The organism is Burkholderia sp. Bp9099 (assembly GCF_003857805.1).
Taxonomy (GTDB): Bacteria; Pseudomonadota; Gammaproteobacteria; order Burkholderiales; family Burkholderiaceae; genus Burkholderia.
The window spans coordinates 1-15,409 of sequence record NZ_QTPU01000035.1 but is presented as its reverse complement, the minus strand read 5'-3'; the positions used below and the strand labels follow the sequence as shown (position 1 = coordinate 15,409).

The following is a 15,409-nucleotide window of genomic DNA, read 5'->3' as shown; positions in this document are numbered from 1 at the left end:
TATGTTCGTTGCCAATGCAAGCGCCATAGATAATCGTTCGCGACGGTTCGATCGGCTGAATCTCTGCGTGCTCGCGCTGCAGAGCGTTGCATGGGCCGGCATCCTGACGTGGCTGTCGCATGGTACGAGCCCCTTGCGCTGGGTGTCGCTCGTACCGTTCTGCCTGATCATGCAAGGTGTGTTTTCGATGATGCACGAAACATTCCACGGTTTCGGGCATCGGCGCGGGGAAATCAACTACTTGATGATGTGGTGGGCATCGACGATGTTCGGCGCCGCAGCAACGCTGATCCACGTGAATCATCTCGGTCACCACGTGCGGAATCGAACGCCTGCGGAGCGGGTGGACTTCGTCGAGCCGGACGTTTCGCTGTGGCGCAAGCGAATCGAATACTACGTGGCGATCGTCGGCGGCATTTGGTTGGCGAGTTTCGCGGGCAGCTTCGTCCTGGCCGTGCTTCCGAGTCGCATCCCGCATGGTTGGGCGAAGTACGGACACGACAACACGTATGCGGCTGCGTTCAGGGACTTCGACCAGGCCGACTTTCGACGAATTCGATACGAAACCCTCGCAGCCGTGGCCGCGTGGATTGCACTGGGTGCATTGCTGGACTGGCGCGTGCTCGACATCGCGATTGCCTACCTCGCATTCGCGTTTTCGTGGTCGTCGCTCCAATGGGTGTATCACATGCACACTCCGCTCGACGTTGTCGAGGGCACATACAACATGCGTGCCCCCGCACTGATCCGCTGGGCGTTCCTCAACTTCAACTACAACCTGACGCATCACCGGCATCCGAGCCTGCGCTGGCAGGAGCTTCATGCATGCTCCGACGCAGCGGAGACGCGACCGCTGTGGTACGGTTGGCTGCATGTGTTCGAGGCGCCCCGGCGTTTGCCCAGCGATCCGACACAGCTCGAAAAGACCTATTTCTGACGAGAGGACGCACGTGCGTGCACAGGATGCGTGGGCCACGTTTGGCGCGGCAGCAGAACCCTTCCGTCGCGCGTGGCTCAGCGCGCTCGATGCGCCGGGCGACGCGCAGGCGGCCTATCTGTCACGCTTGCTCGCCGCGAATCGGAACACGACGTTCGGCATTGCCAACGGGTTTGCCGATATCGCAGATCCGGCACAATTTCGCGAGCGCGTGCCGGTGGCCCCCTACGCCGGCATGTCCCGATGGATTGATCGTGCACTCAAGGAGTCCGCTCCGATCCTGACCGCGCAAGCGCCACGCTTCTTCGAGCGCACGAGCGGCGGCAGCGAGCAGCAAAAGCTCATTCCCTATACGCCGGCCTTTCTCGAAGAATTGCAGTTCGCGCTGATCGTCTGGCTCTCCGATCTGCATCGCGCCGTGCCCGGCGTCGCGGCCGGGCGCGCGTACTGGTCGATGTCACCTCCAATGCACGCGCGCGAACGCGCTCCCAACGGCATCATGATCGGATCGGACAGCGATCTCGAATACCTGGCCGACAGCCCGCTCGTCGATCTGCTGCCGACGCTCGTCGCACCATCGCTATCGGGTGACGGTCGGGCGTGGCGCAACGAAACGTTGCGCGCGCTGATCGCCGCTGAAGATCTGGCCTTCATCAGCGTATGGAGCCCGACCTTCCTGACCAGTCTGCTTCGTCCGCTGTTCGACGAAGCCGAACCGCAACGCGGCGATACGCTCACCTTCCTGTTCGATTCGCTGCCGTCGAACCGTACGGCAGCGCTGCGGCGCGCACTCGACGATGGCCACTGCAGCCGGCTGTGGCCGCAGCTCGCGGCAGTGAGTTGCTGGATGGACGGTCCGAGCAAACACTACGCCGCACATGCCCGCACCTTGTTTCCGCAGGCCGCATGGCTTCCGAAAGGCTTGTTTTCCACCGAGGCGGTGGTCAGCCTGCCGTTCGGCGATATGGCCGGCTGTCCCCTCGCCGTCTGCAGCCACTTCCTGGAGTTCCTGCTCGACGATGGAACCGCGATAGGCGTGGAAGAACTGAAGCCGGGCGATACGGTCGAGGTCGTCGTGACGACCGGAGGCGGCCTGTACCGCTATCGGCTCGGCGATCGGGTCCGTGTGACCGGATATGCGGGACGAACGCCATGCGTGGCCTTCGTCGGGCGGGCTGGCACGCAAAGCGATCTGGTCGGTGAAAAGCTGGACGAAGCCTATCTGGCTGCGTCGCTTTCCGAGGTGCTGCAACCGGGCGATGAAGGTTGCGTGATTCCGTGCGCAGACGCGGATCCGCCCCATTACCTGCTGTTGCTTGCAAGCGGTACGCAGGACGTCGCCGCCCTGCGTGATGCGCTGGAACAGGCTCTCGCCCGCGCTTTTCACTACCGACACGCACGCACGGTCGGCCAGCTTGGCCCGTTGCGCGTGGTTCGTATACCCGGGGGTGCCGCCCAGCTGGCGGATCTCGTCCAGCGAGCCCACGAGCGTGCTGGCATCCGGGCTGGCGACGTCAAACCCCGCGCACTGGTGGCCAATCCCGCCGTGGCGGACGCACTCCGCGCATTCATCGAGGACGCGTGCTCATGTTGAACATATCGATCGCATCAACGTGCCCCCCGTGCGACGAATCCGAGCCGGACGCCGATGGCGAAGCCTTCGGCGCGCTCGTCGAGCAATGGTACGTCGCGGGCACCGAAGCCGAGGTCAAGCGGGACAAACCGTTCGGCACGCGCGTACTCGGCCTCGGCATCGTGCTATTCCGGGCGGCAGACGGCGAGATCGTCGCGCTCGTCGACCAATGCGTGCATCGCGGCACCCGGTTGTCGGCCGGGAATGTCATCGACGGCTGCCTCGTCTGTCCGTATCACGGCTGGCATTACGACCAGCACGGCCGCGTCACCCGAATTCCCAGCATCGACGGCGCAAGTGCCGAATCGACCGGTACGACCTACCCATATCGTCAGCGCAGGTTGCCGGTGCTGACTCGGCACGGCCTCGTCTGGGTCTATCGCGGGCGAGGTGATCCAGCGCTGAAGCGGCCGTTCGACATGCCGCACCACGGCGAACGGCCGTGGCAGTCGTACTACATGGTCAATACGTTCGATGGCGATCTCGGTGCGCTGGTCGAGAACTTCATGGACGTCCCGCATACGGTGTTCGTGCACGACCGGATCTTTCGCTCATCCACTGGGCGGCGACTACGGGCGACCGTCGAACTGAAGCAGCAGAGCGTCGAGGTCACGTATCACGATGATGGCGACAAGATCGGCATGCTGGACTGGCTGACCAATCCGTCCAGGGAACCGCTTCGGCATACCGATCATTTTTATGCACCGAACGTCACACGGTGCGACTATCACTGGGGTAGCCGTTCGAGTTTTCTGATCATCAGCCAGATCACGCCGCTCGACACGCGTCGATCGCGTGTCTATACATACATCGCCTATCGCTTTTCCTTGCCGGCTGCGGTGCTGCGCGCGCTGAAACCGCTGCTGCACCTCTACACGCATTCCGTGATCCAGCAAGACGTGCGAATCATGCGCGCGCACCGCGAGGGACTCGACAACGCCGCAGGCTTCACGCCGTCGAGCGTGCGCGCCGATGTGGTCCACATTGCGATCGGTCGGTTGTTGGCCGCGACGCAGCGTGGCGAGCCGTTGCCCGATGCGCAATGCGGCACGAAGCCGATGGAATTCGTGATCTGAGCGTCACCGGCGCGATCGGGCGAGGCGCCCGGCTCGACCGGCGCACCGCCCACGTGCCCCGTATTTCCGTTAGCCTCCCGTCTGGTCCTGGCTCGCGATCAGGCGTGCTCCGCATGCCAGCAAGTCGCCGTCGCATGCGGCGACTTGCCCGTCGAACCGGGCGTAACCCGACACCGTCGCAATGAAGGTCAGGCCGTGAATCTCGCAAATCGCGGGATCGTGCAAGCGTGCAATCGCGCGCCCGTTGATTCGCGAGTTCGGCGCCCCGGACACAACGCGTCCGCCGTGGCTGTGCACATCGCCTTCGATGATGTATCGCTTTTGACCCATGACGTGTCGATCCGGTCCGTCAGAAATCCCAGCTGAACGTCTGCGGATGCGCTTGCCGCGACGCGGCGTCCGACGGCGTCAGCATGACGATCGTGGCATGCAGCGGATCCCGCAGGTTGATCAGTGCGCTCGTCTTCCCGTCGCCATAACCCATCATCAGCGCCAGCGCGGTCTGGACCCAGATCGAGCTCGTTCCGGTGTCGCCGCCGATACGGCGTTGCATGTCGAATGCGTCTTTCGGATCGTCAATATCGATATGCTGCGGGTTGTCGTGCAGCGACTGCACCAGCAACGCGAGATTGGCGGTCGAAGAGCCGGTGTCGTAGAACATCCGTCCCGGCTGCTCGCCGGGCGCAAGCGTGCCCACTGCCTGCTGCCAGCCGGCGCGGATCTTTTCGATTCGCTCGCCCTTCTTCAACGGCGCCCCGTGCCCGTTGCTCAGATCAACTCGCACCGGCCGATGCAGATTGGCCAGGACCGGCCATTTGTCGTACTCCTTCAGTTGCCACGTCGTCCACGGAATCGGCACCCACGGGTTCGGCTTGAAGCCGTCCGGTATCTTCAGCGACGCGGTCTTCCAGAACTCGGGGAGCTTCGCCTGCCAATAATCCGCCGGCATCTCCTTTTCACCCTTCTTCCAGTAGGCTTTCTGAAGCTGCCAGAAATAATTCCACAGCTTGATCACGTCATATCGGGTCTGGGTGTTGTCGATTGCCTCTGGTGCGTCCACCACATATGGACGAATCAATCGGTCAACGCGATCCTTTCTCGTCACGAGCAACGCAACGTAACTGTCCGGATTCTTTGGTACGAAGTTTCCATCTTTTGTGGACAAACCCAGGTAATCGGCGCCCGGAGTACCCAAATAGGATCGCGTGTTGATTCCATCCTCAACCAGCAACACTACTGCCGGCAAGTCCGGCTCGCGGTCAAAAATATCAAACGCTCTAGAGACTACATCGTCCCCATACGCAGTATGTATTTCATCGAGTCTCGTATAAATTGTATTGCCAATCCCCGCCCCGTTATCCGCACTACTGATGTGGGTTGCCATCCGGCCCGCATCCGGATCACTCTCGTTTCGGGGCGGCCCGGCCACTATCACGGGAATCGGCCAATAATCGACCCATCCACGCAATGTATAGCCGAAAACGTTGTTCTCGCGCTTATGTCCCGCAAAGCTTCGATCACTACTCGACCACGGATATTGTTTGGGATCTTGCAGGAGCAACGTTCCATTGGTTCCTGCCTCGTCCAGCCGCATCAATAGCGCACGCTGGCGAAACCGGTCAACGGCGACGCCAAAGCGTCGTATCTCCAATGTGAACCGTGCGTCCCGAGATCCGTCCCCGGCAACGACAGCTTCATTTACGCTCGAGGGACGAGCGGCAGCGGGCGTGTCTCGAGGCGGCGAGTCTCGACGCAACGAGGCACCATAGGCGATACTGACGCATGCCGCCAACAATAACGGCGGCAAGATCAACAGCGACAAGCGTCGATACATTGCAATATTCCCTCCCAAAAATCCCTCCCTTCCAACAACAAACTCAAAGACTGCAATCCATAAGAGAGTCAGGATTGCGAGTGCGAGCAGAAATATTCGTGAAGCCGGTGGTCGCGTGACGTTTGTCGTAATCATGGCGCATCAATTTGTCAATGTACCGATCGTGCTTCTTTTGTATCTTCGCTATTTCGATCTTTCCTGGTTTCACTGACCACACCGTCAGGAAAATCCTTGGGCACGATATTTTCTTCCGGGAAAACTCCGCTTTCGTAATAGCTGCAATTGGCTTTTACTATTTCGGACGTTACGGGGTCGAGCTTTTTGCCGAGTTTTCTCTCGGCTTTTACTATATCGCTCTCCGGAAGTCTCCAATCGGCAATTGCCCGCAGGAGTTTTGCCCAGTCCGGATCGTCCAGCGCACGCGCCTGGCCTACCGATACATCGAACGCGGTCGCACAGCGGTGATTTCTACGACCGCTCATGACCGCCGAGTGATATGAGCTTTCTCCCTGATGATTATTCATCAGCCGAACCTTGGCTTCGTTGAGCGTCTCCTGCCGATAGACGACGATGTGCCCGGGCGACGGCGGTACCGTCGACACGACCCGGCCTACCTTGCACTGATCGTCTGGATCCTTGCCCGCATTCAACGACGCCTCGACCTCGGCGGTGGTCGGCAGCGTCCCATCCTCGCTCGTTGGCCATTCGATGGTTTGTGCGGGCAATGGCTGCAACGCACCTTCGCCACTGTTCGTGCTCAAGGCAATTTCCGCTTCGAGCTGGTCAATGGATTGTTTGCCGGGCGCATACTCGCCAGCATTATTTGCCGAAAGAGGCGTTACCTCCGTTCCAGGCAGCACATTGCCTTCCATTTCGGGATCGAACGGTGGCGTCAATGCTTCGCCATTGATATTGCGCTCGGTACCGACGCTTATCTGCGTCGATTTCACCCATGTCGTGAAGCCGCCGGGCAAGCCATGGGATGTTTCACCCTTTTCCCGCATCGTAAAGTTTCCGGGCGGCGTACCAACCTGAACCGGCTTGCCCTGCCGCAGACGCCGGGTAAAGACACGCTGCCGGAAAGCCGCCGACAGCAGATCGATTTTCTCAGGCTTGCTTCCCCGCTGCGCCGCACGCACGTGGATTGAGTCGGGCAAGCCCGAGCAACCCATGCCATTGACGCCGCGCAGACCGACGGTCGCATCCTCCGGGCTGAAGTACATATACACTTTGCCGCGATTGTCGCGCTCGGCGAACACGACGCATTCGTTGCCTTGCAACCCGCTCAGGCGCGTCGCCTGCACGGGATCCCACGTCGGGCCGACGATGCCGAAATTGTCCCGACCTGGCACGTACTTCAATTGATCGAGTGGTGGCGTCGAATATTTGCCGCTCGCCACAAACCCGGCCAGGTTTGCCAGGGTCTTTGCACGCGCGTAAGCCGTCTGCTGCTGGTCCCCGCGTTGCAGCAGCCGATCCATGAACTCCTCGCTCAAGCTGTAGGGCGAGTCGATCAGGACCAACGTGTCGGCAGGACGGTCAGCCGGGCCACATTGGTTGGGAATCAGCCCCTCGACGAGATAGGCCTGGGCGAGCAGCGATATCAGCGTGCCCTGACTGTGCGCAATGATGTTGACCGTCCCGTCCGGGTCGATAAGGCGGATTTGCCGCACCAATGCCGCGAGCCGCCGAGCTGCCAGCAACATGTAGTGCCGATTTTCCGCCTCGCGAAGCGGGTGCGTCGGGTCGCCCTGCATCCGGTCGAGAATTTTCGTCGTCATTCCCCCTTTGAAATTCGAGTCGAACATGTCGGGGATGTTGTTGGTCGCGTTGGCGAAGAATCCGCCGTTGCGCGCGCGGTGCTCATCGAGGCGGTTGCCGAACCGGTCGACGTACTGGCCGTTGACGGTTTCCTTATTGGGGTCCCGGGGCAAATCCTCCTTCCCGACGCGTAACCCCCAATAAAACGGAATCAACGGGCTCCTTGTCTCTTCGCTTTCCTGCCGACGATAGATGGCGTCGTCCATGTTCTTCATCATGTCGGCAACGCTCACCTGGCTCGGGTCGTTCGCCATGCGGCCGTGCGAGTACTCCGCGCCCTTGAAATCGGTGCGACCGAGGCGGTCGTTCAATCCATCGCACAGTCCGCCTTCGACCGTGCCGAAATCCGTTCCAAGGTCATTCACGCCATGGATCAGGATCGTCGTGCACGGGAAGCGATTTTGTACGTCGGTATTGACGAACGCATCCTGCGGCCGGTTGCAATTGAGAATCGCCTGATGTTCGCCGACGATCCGGGGCGACGAGGTTGTGGTATCGGACATGATCGCCTGCCTTAAACGTCGAAAACCTGAATGTGTGCAATGTGCATCGCGTCGCTCGATGCCAGCTCCGTCAACCCGTGTGCATCCGAGATCCCGTTAATGACCTGGCCATTGCGCAGCGTGATCTTGTATGGACGATTCGGCACGGGATGCATACCGTCGTCACCGTCGGTGCCGGGGTACCGCAAGCGGAACTTCTGATCGGCTCCTCCGCGATTGAACGCCGGCGGCGCAACGTGGTCCGTGTTCGGGCCGACGAAATCATGTCCCGCCGTGTGCGCGGTGAACGCACCGTCGGAACCGACCTCGACGCCGCCACCGACTTTCACGTAGCTTCCGTCTTCCGCGACGAGCCGGATCGACTTGCCCGAGATCAACACCTCGTCGCCGACCGACATGATCTGTATCCCCTTCTGAGCAGTCGCCGCAAGCGTGTCCTGTTGCGCCTGCAAGACAACGGGGCCCTCGCCGGCAATCGCACGGACGCCTTCTCCGCGCCCGAACAGGTGGATGCCCTGGCCCGCCGTCGTGATTACGCGCTGACCGCCGGCGAATTGCAGGTTCTGCCGCGCGATCTGATCGATGTTCTCGCCGGCGTAGGTCACGTAAGTCTTCGGGGTGATATTGAGCGCGCCCGCCTTTGCGCCGAATGCCATCAGCGCCTGAGAGTCGTCTGCGTCGGCGTTCGACGCACGATCGTCGCCTGAAGCGTGGCCGCCCGGCGTCCATCCCTTGAAGGCGGTCACGACAGCTTGCTGCCCCGTCGCATCGGTCGCCGTGCCGCCGTGCTGTCCGGCGTAATCTCCCAACGCCTTGAACAGCTCAGCGCATTCGCCGAGCAACTCGACGAGTTCATTGCGGTCAAGCTGTCCGCCGCTCGCCTGCGTACGCGCGTAAGTCGTCAGAAGCATCCCTTGCGCCGCGCGCAACGCAGCTGCCGCGTCCGTGCGCAATTCGGCGCCTTGGCCGCGGTCTGCACCCTGTCCGTTGTCGCGTGGTTGCGTCAGGTAGCCGAGATTCAACTGGCTATGCGCATGCTCCGATGCAAGCTGCGCGCTGATTTGCTGCGGTGTATCGTCGAGACGAAGCTGGTTGTAGCGTTGCCCCTTGATTTCCTTCGTCTTGATACCGGAGAGAAAGCGATTGCCCGGCAGACTGCCCGTATGAGTGAAACTCGCCGGCATGTTCGCGCCGTTTGCCAGCACGCCGATGATGACCAGCCTGTCCGGATCCCCGCCGAGGCTCCCGAGCAGAACTTCGGTGCCCACCCGCGGCAAGAAAGTCTCCCCGAAATTCGGCCCGGCCAGACTGGATGCCACGCGGATCGGTGCGCTGTCGCTCTCGTTGCTGTTCGTTCCGGCACCCTGCGCGTGCGCATGATCGCGGGAATCCTGACCGAGAATCTGCACGAACACGCAGCCATTCTCGTCGCAACTGACCTCCTCGCCCTCGGCCCCGACCACGCGCCCGGTAATCAACGGCGTCGGCGGAAGGTCGGTCTTGGGATCGTAAAGCGGCGTGAGAGGCGTGCCACGCGGCACGCACGAGAACGTATTTTCGTAGCGCGTATCCTGCCCGGACGGGTCGCCATCGCTCAGCGAGCGTGGCTGCTGAAGCGTGTGGCTGGCGGCGAACAGCGTCTGCGCACGCTCGTTCAACCCTTTGGGCAGATTGTTCCAGATCTCGTGGTGCAGTGACGTAATCACGAATTGCTGCTTGTCGGACGGGAGCGTGCCCCACTCGTCCTCTCCGGCGATCGTGATCCATGAGCCGACTGCGAGGTCGCGAATTCCGCTCACGCCGTCGTATCGAACCGCCTGCGCTTCATGAGCCAGAATGCGATCTTCCGTCATCCGTTCGTGGTCTGCCCACGAGTCCGCCATATGCGGGACGTCGATCACGAAGTCCGATAGCAATTTCGCGAGATCGTTACCCGATTCGCCTTGATCGATCCTTGTCGATGCGCTCGACTGGTCCACGCGGGCATATCGGTAGTCCCACGAAGGTCGCCCCGATTCCCCCGAAATCAGTTGCTGGCGCATCGTCAGAGCGGTGATGGTGTCGCGCTGTTCCGTTCCAGCGTCTCGTGGATGGACGCGCACTGTACCTGCGGCGGACTCGCTCAGTTTCTGAGGGTCATCGCAGAACACCAGCGTATGCACGGGAGGATCGCCGTCTTTCGCCTCCCCGCTCACCCGTCCGGCGCGCACGAACAGCGTGATGCCGTCGCGACGTGCAATCCGGGAGATGAAACGGGCATCAGATTCGTTGACCTGGCGTACGAAAGAGCGACTTGGATAGCGGGATCTGTCGAGTTGGGACAGGTCGAACTCGAACGCCTGCGCGAGGGCAACACTACGCTGTCGCCATTCGCTCAGGACGACTCCAAGTACATCGACAACGCTGACGTTACGGAAGATGCGGGAATTGGTGCGCTTTTGCAGCAGGTTCACCGCGTCGGTCACGGTGAACTGGTAAACCGTCAGCTCCCCGTCGGTCCGGCCGATCTGAACGGCGCTGACGATTGCGTTGATGGCATGCAGTTGGCCGCGATCCGTGACGATACCGACTGAGACCGGCGCACCAATGAAAAGCTTCGGAGGCAAATCGCCCTGCTGCGAAATGCAGGTCAGATAGCCGCTGATGCCGGTCATCATGCTTTCGCGGATGCTCGCGTGCTGCAACGCGATCTTCGACGCCAGCGCGTGCTGCGCCTTACCCCAATTCAGCACGACCGGCCGGCGATTCGCATCGATTCCCGATACGAATTTGCGGAACGACTCTCGGATATCCACGACGGTCTCTCAGTTTGATTCGTTATGACCCGCCGGATGTTGCTGTTCTAAATAGCTGGCGGCTGCGCGCGAGTTTACCAAAATGTGACACGGAAATAACAATCGGGGATGCCGACTAACAATTTTTCATGTTATTCGACGAAGAACACTATATTCCGCCGCTCTATCTGGACCGACGCGCAGTGCTCCGAACGTCGGATGTCTCCCGGGCCCCGCCCAAGGCGCGTACACGCTTCCATCGCTGTGTTCGTCTTGGCTAGACGGGCCGAAGTGAATGCTGATGCTATAAATGTGCATATAGCGTGCAATAAAAAGCAGTCGTGGAATCCGATATCACCGGCAGTTCCAGCGATTTCGCCTAATTCATGGCGTCATTGAGAGGACCGACGAGCATCGCTCCGATCGTCTCGGCGAAGCAATTCGCTCTCGCTTTGCACATCCACATCCATATGCAAACGCTCGCGGGGCTGGCCCATGTACACCGTAACATGATGAGCCGTTTGGCAGGCTCCGAGAGCGTACGGAAGTTCCTTGGAGACGCGCCTCGGATCATTCGGGCAGCAACCGATATATCCGGCGACGTACAGAGCACGCTCTTCTGGTATCGCAATGCCCCGTTGCCAATCCGCAATGCCACAGCAACGATCTCCCGTCTCGAGACGCTGGGCGCCATTTAGGCGGAACTTCCCGTCAACCTCGAGCGGTAGCTATTGAATTGGGAAATTAATAGTTTTGTTCAAATACTGCAAAAAAGGGCCACCGTTTTTCCAGCCTACATCCCCTCCCATCAACATCCGCCCCCCAATAATCCTCCTTGACACCCTATCTTTCGATATATATCTTTAGATATGTTTTACGACATATAGGACACGATCATGCGACACAACTCCTCCCGCGGCCATGCCCGATGCGACGGTCATGGTGCGCATGCGGGCCCTGACTGGTACACCAGTGTCTGGCAACTGATCGGCCGCCATCGGCGCGGCCACGATCCGTTCGGCGGCGGCCCGTTCGGTGGCCGTGGCGGACGCGGCGGCTTTGGCGATTTCGGCGACGACGGCATGCCGCGCGGCCGCCAGTTCAGCTCCGACGATCTCCAGCTCCTGCTGCTCGCGCTGGTCGCCGAGCAACCGAGCCACGGCTACGAACTGATCAAGGCGCTCGATACGCGCTCGAACGGCTTCTACAGCCCGAGCCCCGGCATGGTGTATCCGGCGCTCACGTATCTCGACGAAGTCGGCTTCGTCGCGTCGCAGGCGGAAGGCAACCGCAAGCGCTACGCGCTGACCGACGCCGGCCGCGCGCATCTCGATGCACAGCGCGAACGCGTCGACACCTTGTTCGCACGCCTCACGCACCTCGCACGCAAGATGGAATTCATGCGCCGCGCGTTCGCCGGCGAAGCGGCGGGCAGCGAGGCACAGGACGACACGCAGCCCGGCTGGCTGCCGGAGTTCGTCGAGGCCCGCCTCGCACTGAAGCGGGCGCTGCTCCACAAGAGCGCGGCCGATGCCGACGAACAGCGGCGCATCGCGGCAATCATGCGCCGCGCGACGGCCGAAATCGAAGGCGGCACCGGCGCGTAACCCGCGCCGTCCCGTCAAAACCCAAGGAGTACGGATTGATGCATAACCCCTCCGAACGCGCCGTCACGCGCGTGCGCCATACCCTCAAGTTCCGCCTGCTGCAGGTCGTGCGCGTGCACGCCGTGACGCCGCACCTGCTGCGCGTCACCCTCGGCGGCCCCGACCTCGCGGATTTCGAATCGTCGTCGTTCGACGATCACGTGAAGGTGTTCTTCCCGCCGCCCGGCGCCGAACGCCCCGCGATGCCGACGCTCGGCGCGAACGGCCCCGAGTTTCCCGAAGGCGAACCGAAGCCGGTCGCGCGCGATTTCACGCCGCGCCGTTTCGACCGCGCCGCCTGCGAACTCGATCTGGAATTCGTGCTGAACCATCCGGGCCCCGCATCGCAGTGGGCGGCACAGGCACGCGTCGGCCAATGGCTCGGCATCGGCGGCCCGCGCGGATCGTTCGTGGTCCCGATCGATTTCGACTGGCATCTGCTGATCGGCGACGATACGGCGCTGCCGGCGGTCGCGCGGCGTCTCGAGCAATTGCCGGCCGGCGCACGCACGGCGGTCGTGCTGGAAGTCGCGGATCGCACCGCGCAGATCGCGTTCGATACGCGTGCCGACGTGCATGAAATCTGGCGCTTTCGCGCCGAAGCCGACGCCGCGGACGGCGACCCGCTGCTGAACGCGGTGCGCGAGCTGCCGCTGCCGTCCTCCGGCGACGGTTACGTGTGGGCGGCAGGCGAAGCGCAATCGATGCGCGCGGTGCGTCAGCACCTGACCGGCGAGCGCGGCGTCGACAAGTCGCGCATCCGCGCGGCGGCCTACTGGAAGCGCGGCGCGACGGCCGTGCACGAAACGCTGGAAGACTGACGCGAACGGGTGCCCGCGCACGGGCGGGCTTGGCATCGGCGGGGCGGCTGGTATATATCTATGTCTGCGACGCCGCTGTCGGGCGACAGCCGCCGCAGCCCGCCCAGGAGCGCCCGGTCATGACGAGAGAACGCCACGCTTCGCCTTTCCTTCGCAATCTGAAGATCGCCGGTTATTGCGGCCTGGCGGTCGTCGTGCTCGCGCTGTTCGTCGCGATGTGCGCGATCCTGAAGGAAAGCGCGCTCGAACGTGACGCCGCGCACCATCCGGGCGAGACGCCCGAACTGCATGAAGCGGGCGGCGGCCCGTCCGCTTCGGCGGAAGCAGCCAAGACGCCCGGTTGACGGCGTCCGGCCCGCACTTCTCCCGCGTAGTCCTGCCGCTCAGGGCGTGCGCTCGCGCCCCATCAGCACCGCGTGCACGACGTCGCCGATCCGCTCGAGCAGCTCGACCACGCGTTGTCCGTACAGGTGCGCGGCCAGCGCGCCGGCCGTGCCGACCAGCACGCCGCCGGCCATGTCGAACGGCCAGTGCACGCCCGCATACACACGCCCCCATGCAATCGCGACGGCCATCGCGGCCATCACGACGCCGGTCAGCCGCGTGCTGCCGGCGAGCATCATGCCGACCGCGAGACTCCAGGCAAACGTCATGTGATCGCTTGGAAACGAGCTGTCCGGCGCATGCGGAATCAGTTGCGTGCCGATTCCGGCCATGAACGGCCGCGGCGAAAACCAGAAATGCCCGATCACCTGCGCGAGCGCCAGCGCCACACACGTGCCGACGCCGGCCTCGATCGCCTGGCGGCGCGTCGGGCGTTCGCCGAAGATCCAGGTCAGCAGCAGCATCGCGGGCAGCGCATAGACGAGCCAGTCGGCGGCGAAGATCGCGAGGTGGGCAACGCCGGGGTGCGGCGCGGCGCCGGCATTGAAGGCGGAAAACAGGGTGAGATTGAGGTTCTGCATGAATCCGGTTGCGTGGGATGTCGTGACGGGACCGGCGGTGCCGGTCGGATGCGAACGATGCTAGTGCTCACTCGCTTAAGCAGTGCTTAATGCGCCGGGCGACCGGTGACCAGGACCGAGGCCCGCGCGCGAACGCACTTAGAGCCTGTACTGCAACACAAGTTCACACAATTGTCACATTCCCGCGCGACTGTCTCCCGTAAAAGCTCACCGACCATCCCGTAAAGGCTCACCTTTTTCACATCGTGGCGTCACCGGCCCGTGCGAGTATCGGACCGCTCACGCGCGCCATGCCGTTTACACCGTTCGTCTCAATATTTGCGTCGCAAATCATTCGAAATCGGCAACAATTAATTCCATATGCGGCATCGCACAACGGCAACGCACAGGCATAGGATTACGAGCTTACGAGCACTCATCCACGAAGCGATCAACAACAAGGAGTCCGCATGAAACCCAGCGATGTCCGATCGAAAGCGTTTGCGATGCCGTTGACCAGCCCGGCCTTTCCGATGGGCCCGTACCGTTTCGTCGATCGTGAGTTTCTGATCATCACGTACCGCACCGATCCGGACCGTCTGCGTGAAATCGTGCCCGAGCCGTTGCAGGTCAAAGAGCCGCTCGTCCATTACGAATTCATTCGCATGGCCGATTCGACCGGCTTCGGCGACTACACGGAAAGCGGCCAGGTGATCCCCGTCGAGTACAACGGCCAGGCCGGCGGCTACACGCTCGCGATGTATCTCGACGATCACCCGCCGATCGCCGGCGGCCGCGAGCTGTGGGGTTTCCCGAAAAAACTCGCGTCGCCCACGCTGCACGTGAACACCGACCACCTCCTGGGCACGCTCGACTACGGCAAGGTGCGCGTCGCGACCGGCACGATGGGCTACAAGCACAAGGAACTCGACATCGACGAGCAGACGAAGCGCCTCGCCGGCCCGAACTTCCTGCTGAAGATCATCCCGCACGTCGACGGCACCGCGCGCGTGTGCGAACTGGTGCGCTACTACATGCAGGACATCAGGATGAAGGGCGCGTGGACGGGCCCCGCGTCGCTCGAACTGGCACCGCACGCGCTCGCGCCGGTGGCCGACCTGCCGGTGCTCGAGATCGTCGAAGCGCGCCACCTCGTCGCGGATTTGACACTCGGCCTCGGCGAAGTCGTCTACGATTACCTGGCTCAGTAACACGTCCGCAGTCCTTTCTCCCTGTCAATCCTTTCACCACGGGAATTCGAAATGAGCAACCTGAATGGCAAGACCGCAGTCGTCACGGGCGCCGCAAGCGGCATCGGCAAGGAAATCGCGCTGGAGCTCGCGAAAGCGGGCGCGGCCGTGGCGATCGCCGACCTGAACCAGGACGGCGCAAACGCGGTTGCCGACGAGATCGTCAAGGC

General features: G+C 62.1%; 13 protein-coding genes. 8 read left to right on the top strand and 5 right to left on the bottom strand.

Going from position 1 to position 15,409, the window contains the following annotated elements:
• Position 1: 1 nt before the first annotated feature.
• The 3 genes from DIE17_RS31135 to DIE17_RS31125 are packed head-to-tail and all read left to right on the top strand — an operon-like array spanning position 2 to position 3,646.
• Positions 2-937: a fatty acid desaturase gene (locus DIE17_RS31135; RefSeq protein WP_044846489.1), complete on the top strand. Its 936-nt coding sequence runs from the start codon at positions 2-4 to the stop codon at positions 935-937.
• Positions 938-950: 13 nt separating this feature from the next.
• On the top strand, positions 951-2,531 hold the full coding sequence (locus DIE17_RS31130; protein ID WP_124921571.1) for a GH3 auxin-responsive promoter family protein: 1,581 nt from the start codon (positions 951-953) through the stop codon (positions 2,529-2,531).
• On the top strand, positions 2,525-3,646 hold the full coding sequence (locus DIE17_RS31125) for an aromatic ring-hydroxylating dioxygenase subunit alpha (RefSeq protein ID WP_124488989.1): 1,122 nt from the start codon (positions 2,525-2,527) through the stop codon (positions 3,644-3,646). Before DIE17_RS31130 ends, DIE17_RS31125 begins: the two co-directional genes overlap by 7 nt.
• A gap of 69 nt (positions 3,647-3,715) precedes the next feature.
• Here DIE17_RS31125 and DIE17_RS31120 read toward each other — a convergent pair whose 3' ends face one another.
• From DIE17_RS31120 to DIE17_RS31105, 4 genes are all read right to left on the bottom strand, one after another.
• Complete coding sequence (locus DIE17_RS31120; protein WP_124524079.1) at positions 3,716-3,976, bottom strand: PAAR domain-containing protein; 261 nt, start codon at positions 3,974-3,976, stop codon at positions 3,716-3,718.
• Between the two features lie 19 nt (positions 3,977-3,995).
• Positions 3,996-5,480: a DUF2875 family protein gene (locus DIE17_RS31115; RefSeq protein WP_260434459.1), complete on the bottom strand. Its 1,485-nt coding sequence runs from the start codon at positions 5,478-5,480 to the stop codon at positions 3,996-3,998.
• Positions 5,481-5,629: 149 nt separating this feature from the next.
• Positions 5,630-7,804, bottom strand: a complete 2,175-nt coding sequence (locus DIE17_RS31110) for a DUF3274 domain-containing protein (protein WP_124488986.1) — start codon at positions 7,802-7,804, stop codon at positions 5,630-5,632.
• A gap of 11 nt (positions 7,805-7,815) precedes the next feature.
• On the bottom strand, positions 7,816-10,599 hold the full coding sequence (locus tag DIE17_RS31105; RefSeq protein ID WP_124488985.1) for a type VI secretion system Vgr family protein: 2,784 nt from the start codon (positions 10,597-10,599) through the stop codon (positions 7,816-7,818).
• 875 nt (positions 10,600-11,474) lie between these two features.
• Here DIE17_RS31105 and DIE17_RS31095 point away from each other — a divergent pair.
• The 3 genes from DIE17_RS31095 (at position 11,475) to DIE17_RS31085 (ending at position 13,389) form a co-directional block, all read left to right on the top strand.
• Positions 11,475-12,185, top strand: a complete 711-nt coding sequence (locus tag DIE17_RS31095; RefSeq protein WP_044846504.1) for a PadR family transcriptional regulator — start codon at positions 11,475-11,477, stop codon at positions 12,183-12,185.
• 38 nt (positions 12,186-12,223) lie between these two features.
• The gene (locus DIE17_RS31090; RefSeq protein ID WP_124530145.1) at positions 12,224-13,045 is read left to right on the top strand and encodes a siderophore-interacting protein; all 822 of its coding nucleotides are present in this window, start codon (positions 12,224-12,226) and stop codon (positions 13,043-13,045) included.
• Positions 13,046-13,164: 119 nt separating this feature from the next.
• Positions 13,165-13,389 carry a hypothetical protein gene (locus DIE17_RS31085; protein ID WP_124921569.1) on the top strand — a complete coding sequence of 75 codons (225 nt, stop codon included), beginning with the start codon at positions 13,165-13,167 and terminating at the stop codon, positions 13,387-13,389.
• 39 nt (positions 13,390-13,428) lie between these two features.
• On the opposite strand, the gene DIE17_RS31080 is transcribed toward DIE17_RS31085, so the two are convergent.
• A complete protein-coding gene (locus tag DIE17_RS31080; protein WP_124921568.1) occupies positions 13,429-14,010 on the bottom strand; it encodes an undecaprenyl-diphosphatase in 582 nt (193 codons plus the stop codon).
• Positions 14,011-14,459: 449 nt separating this feature from the next.
• Between DIE17_RS31080 and DIE17_RS31075 the strand changes: the two genes are divergently transcribed.
• Both DIE17_RS31075 and DIE17_RS31070 read left to right on the top strand, forming a co-directional pair.
• Positions 14,460-15,200, top strand: a complete 741-nt coding sequence (locus tag DIE17_RS31075) for an acetoacetate decarboxylase (RefSeq protein ID WP_044846508.1) — start codon at positions 14,460-14,462, stop codon at positions 15,198-15,200.
• Positions 15,201-15,251: 51 nt separating this feature from the next.
• The coding region (locus tag DIE17_RS31070; protein WP_124523396.1) for an SDR family NAD(P)-dependent oxidoreductase at positions 15,252-15,409 on the top strand (158 nt) is incomplete at its 3' end.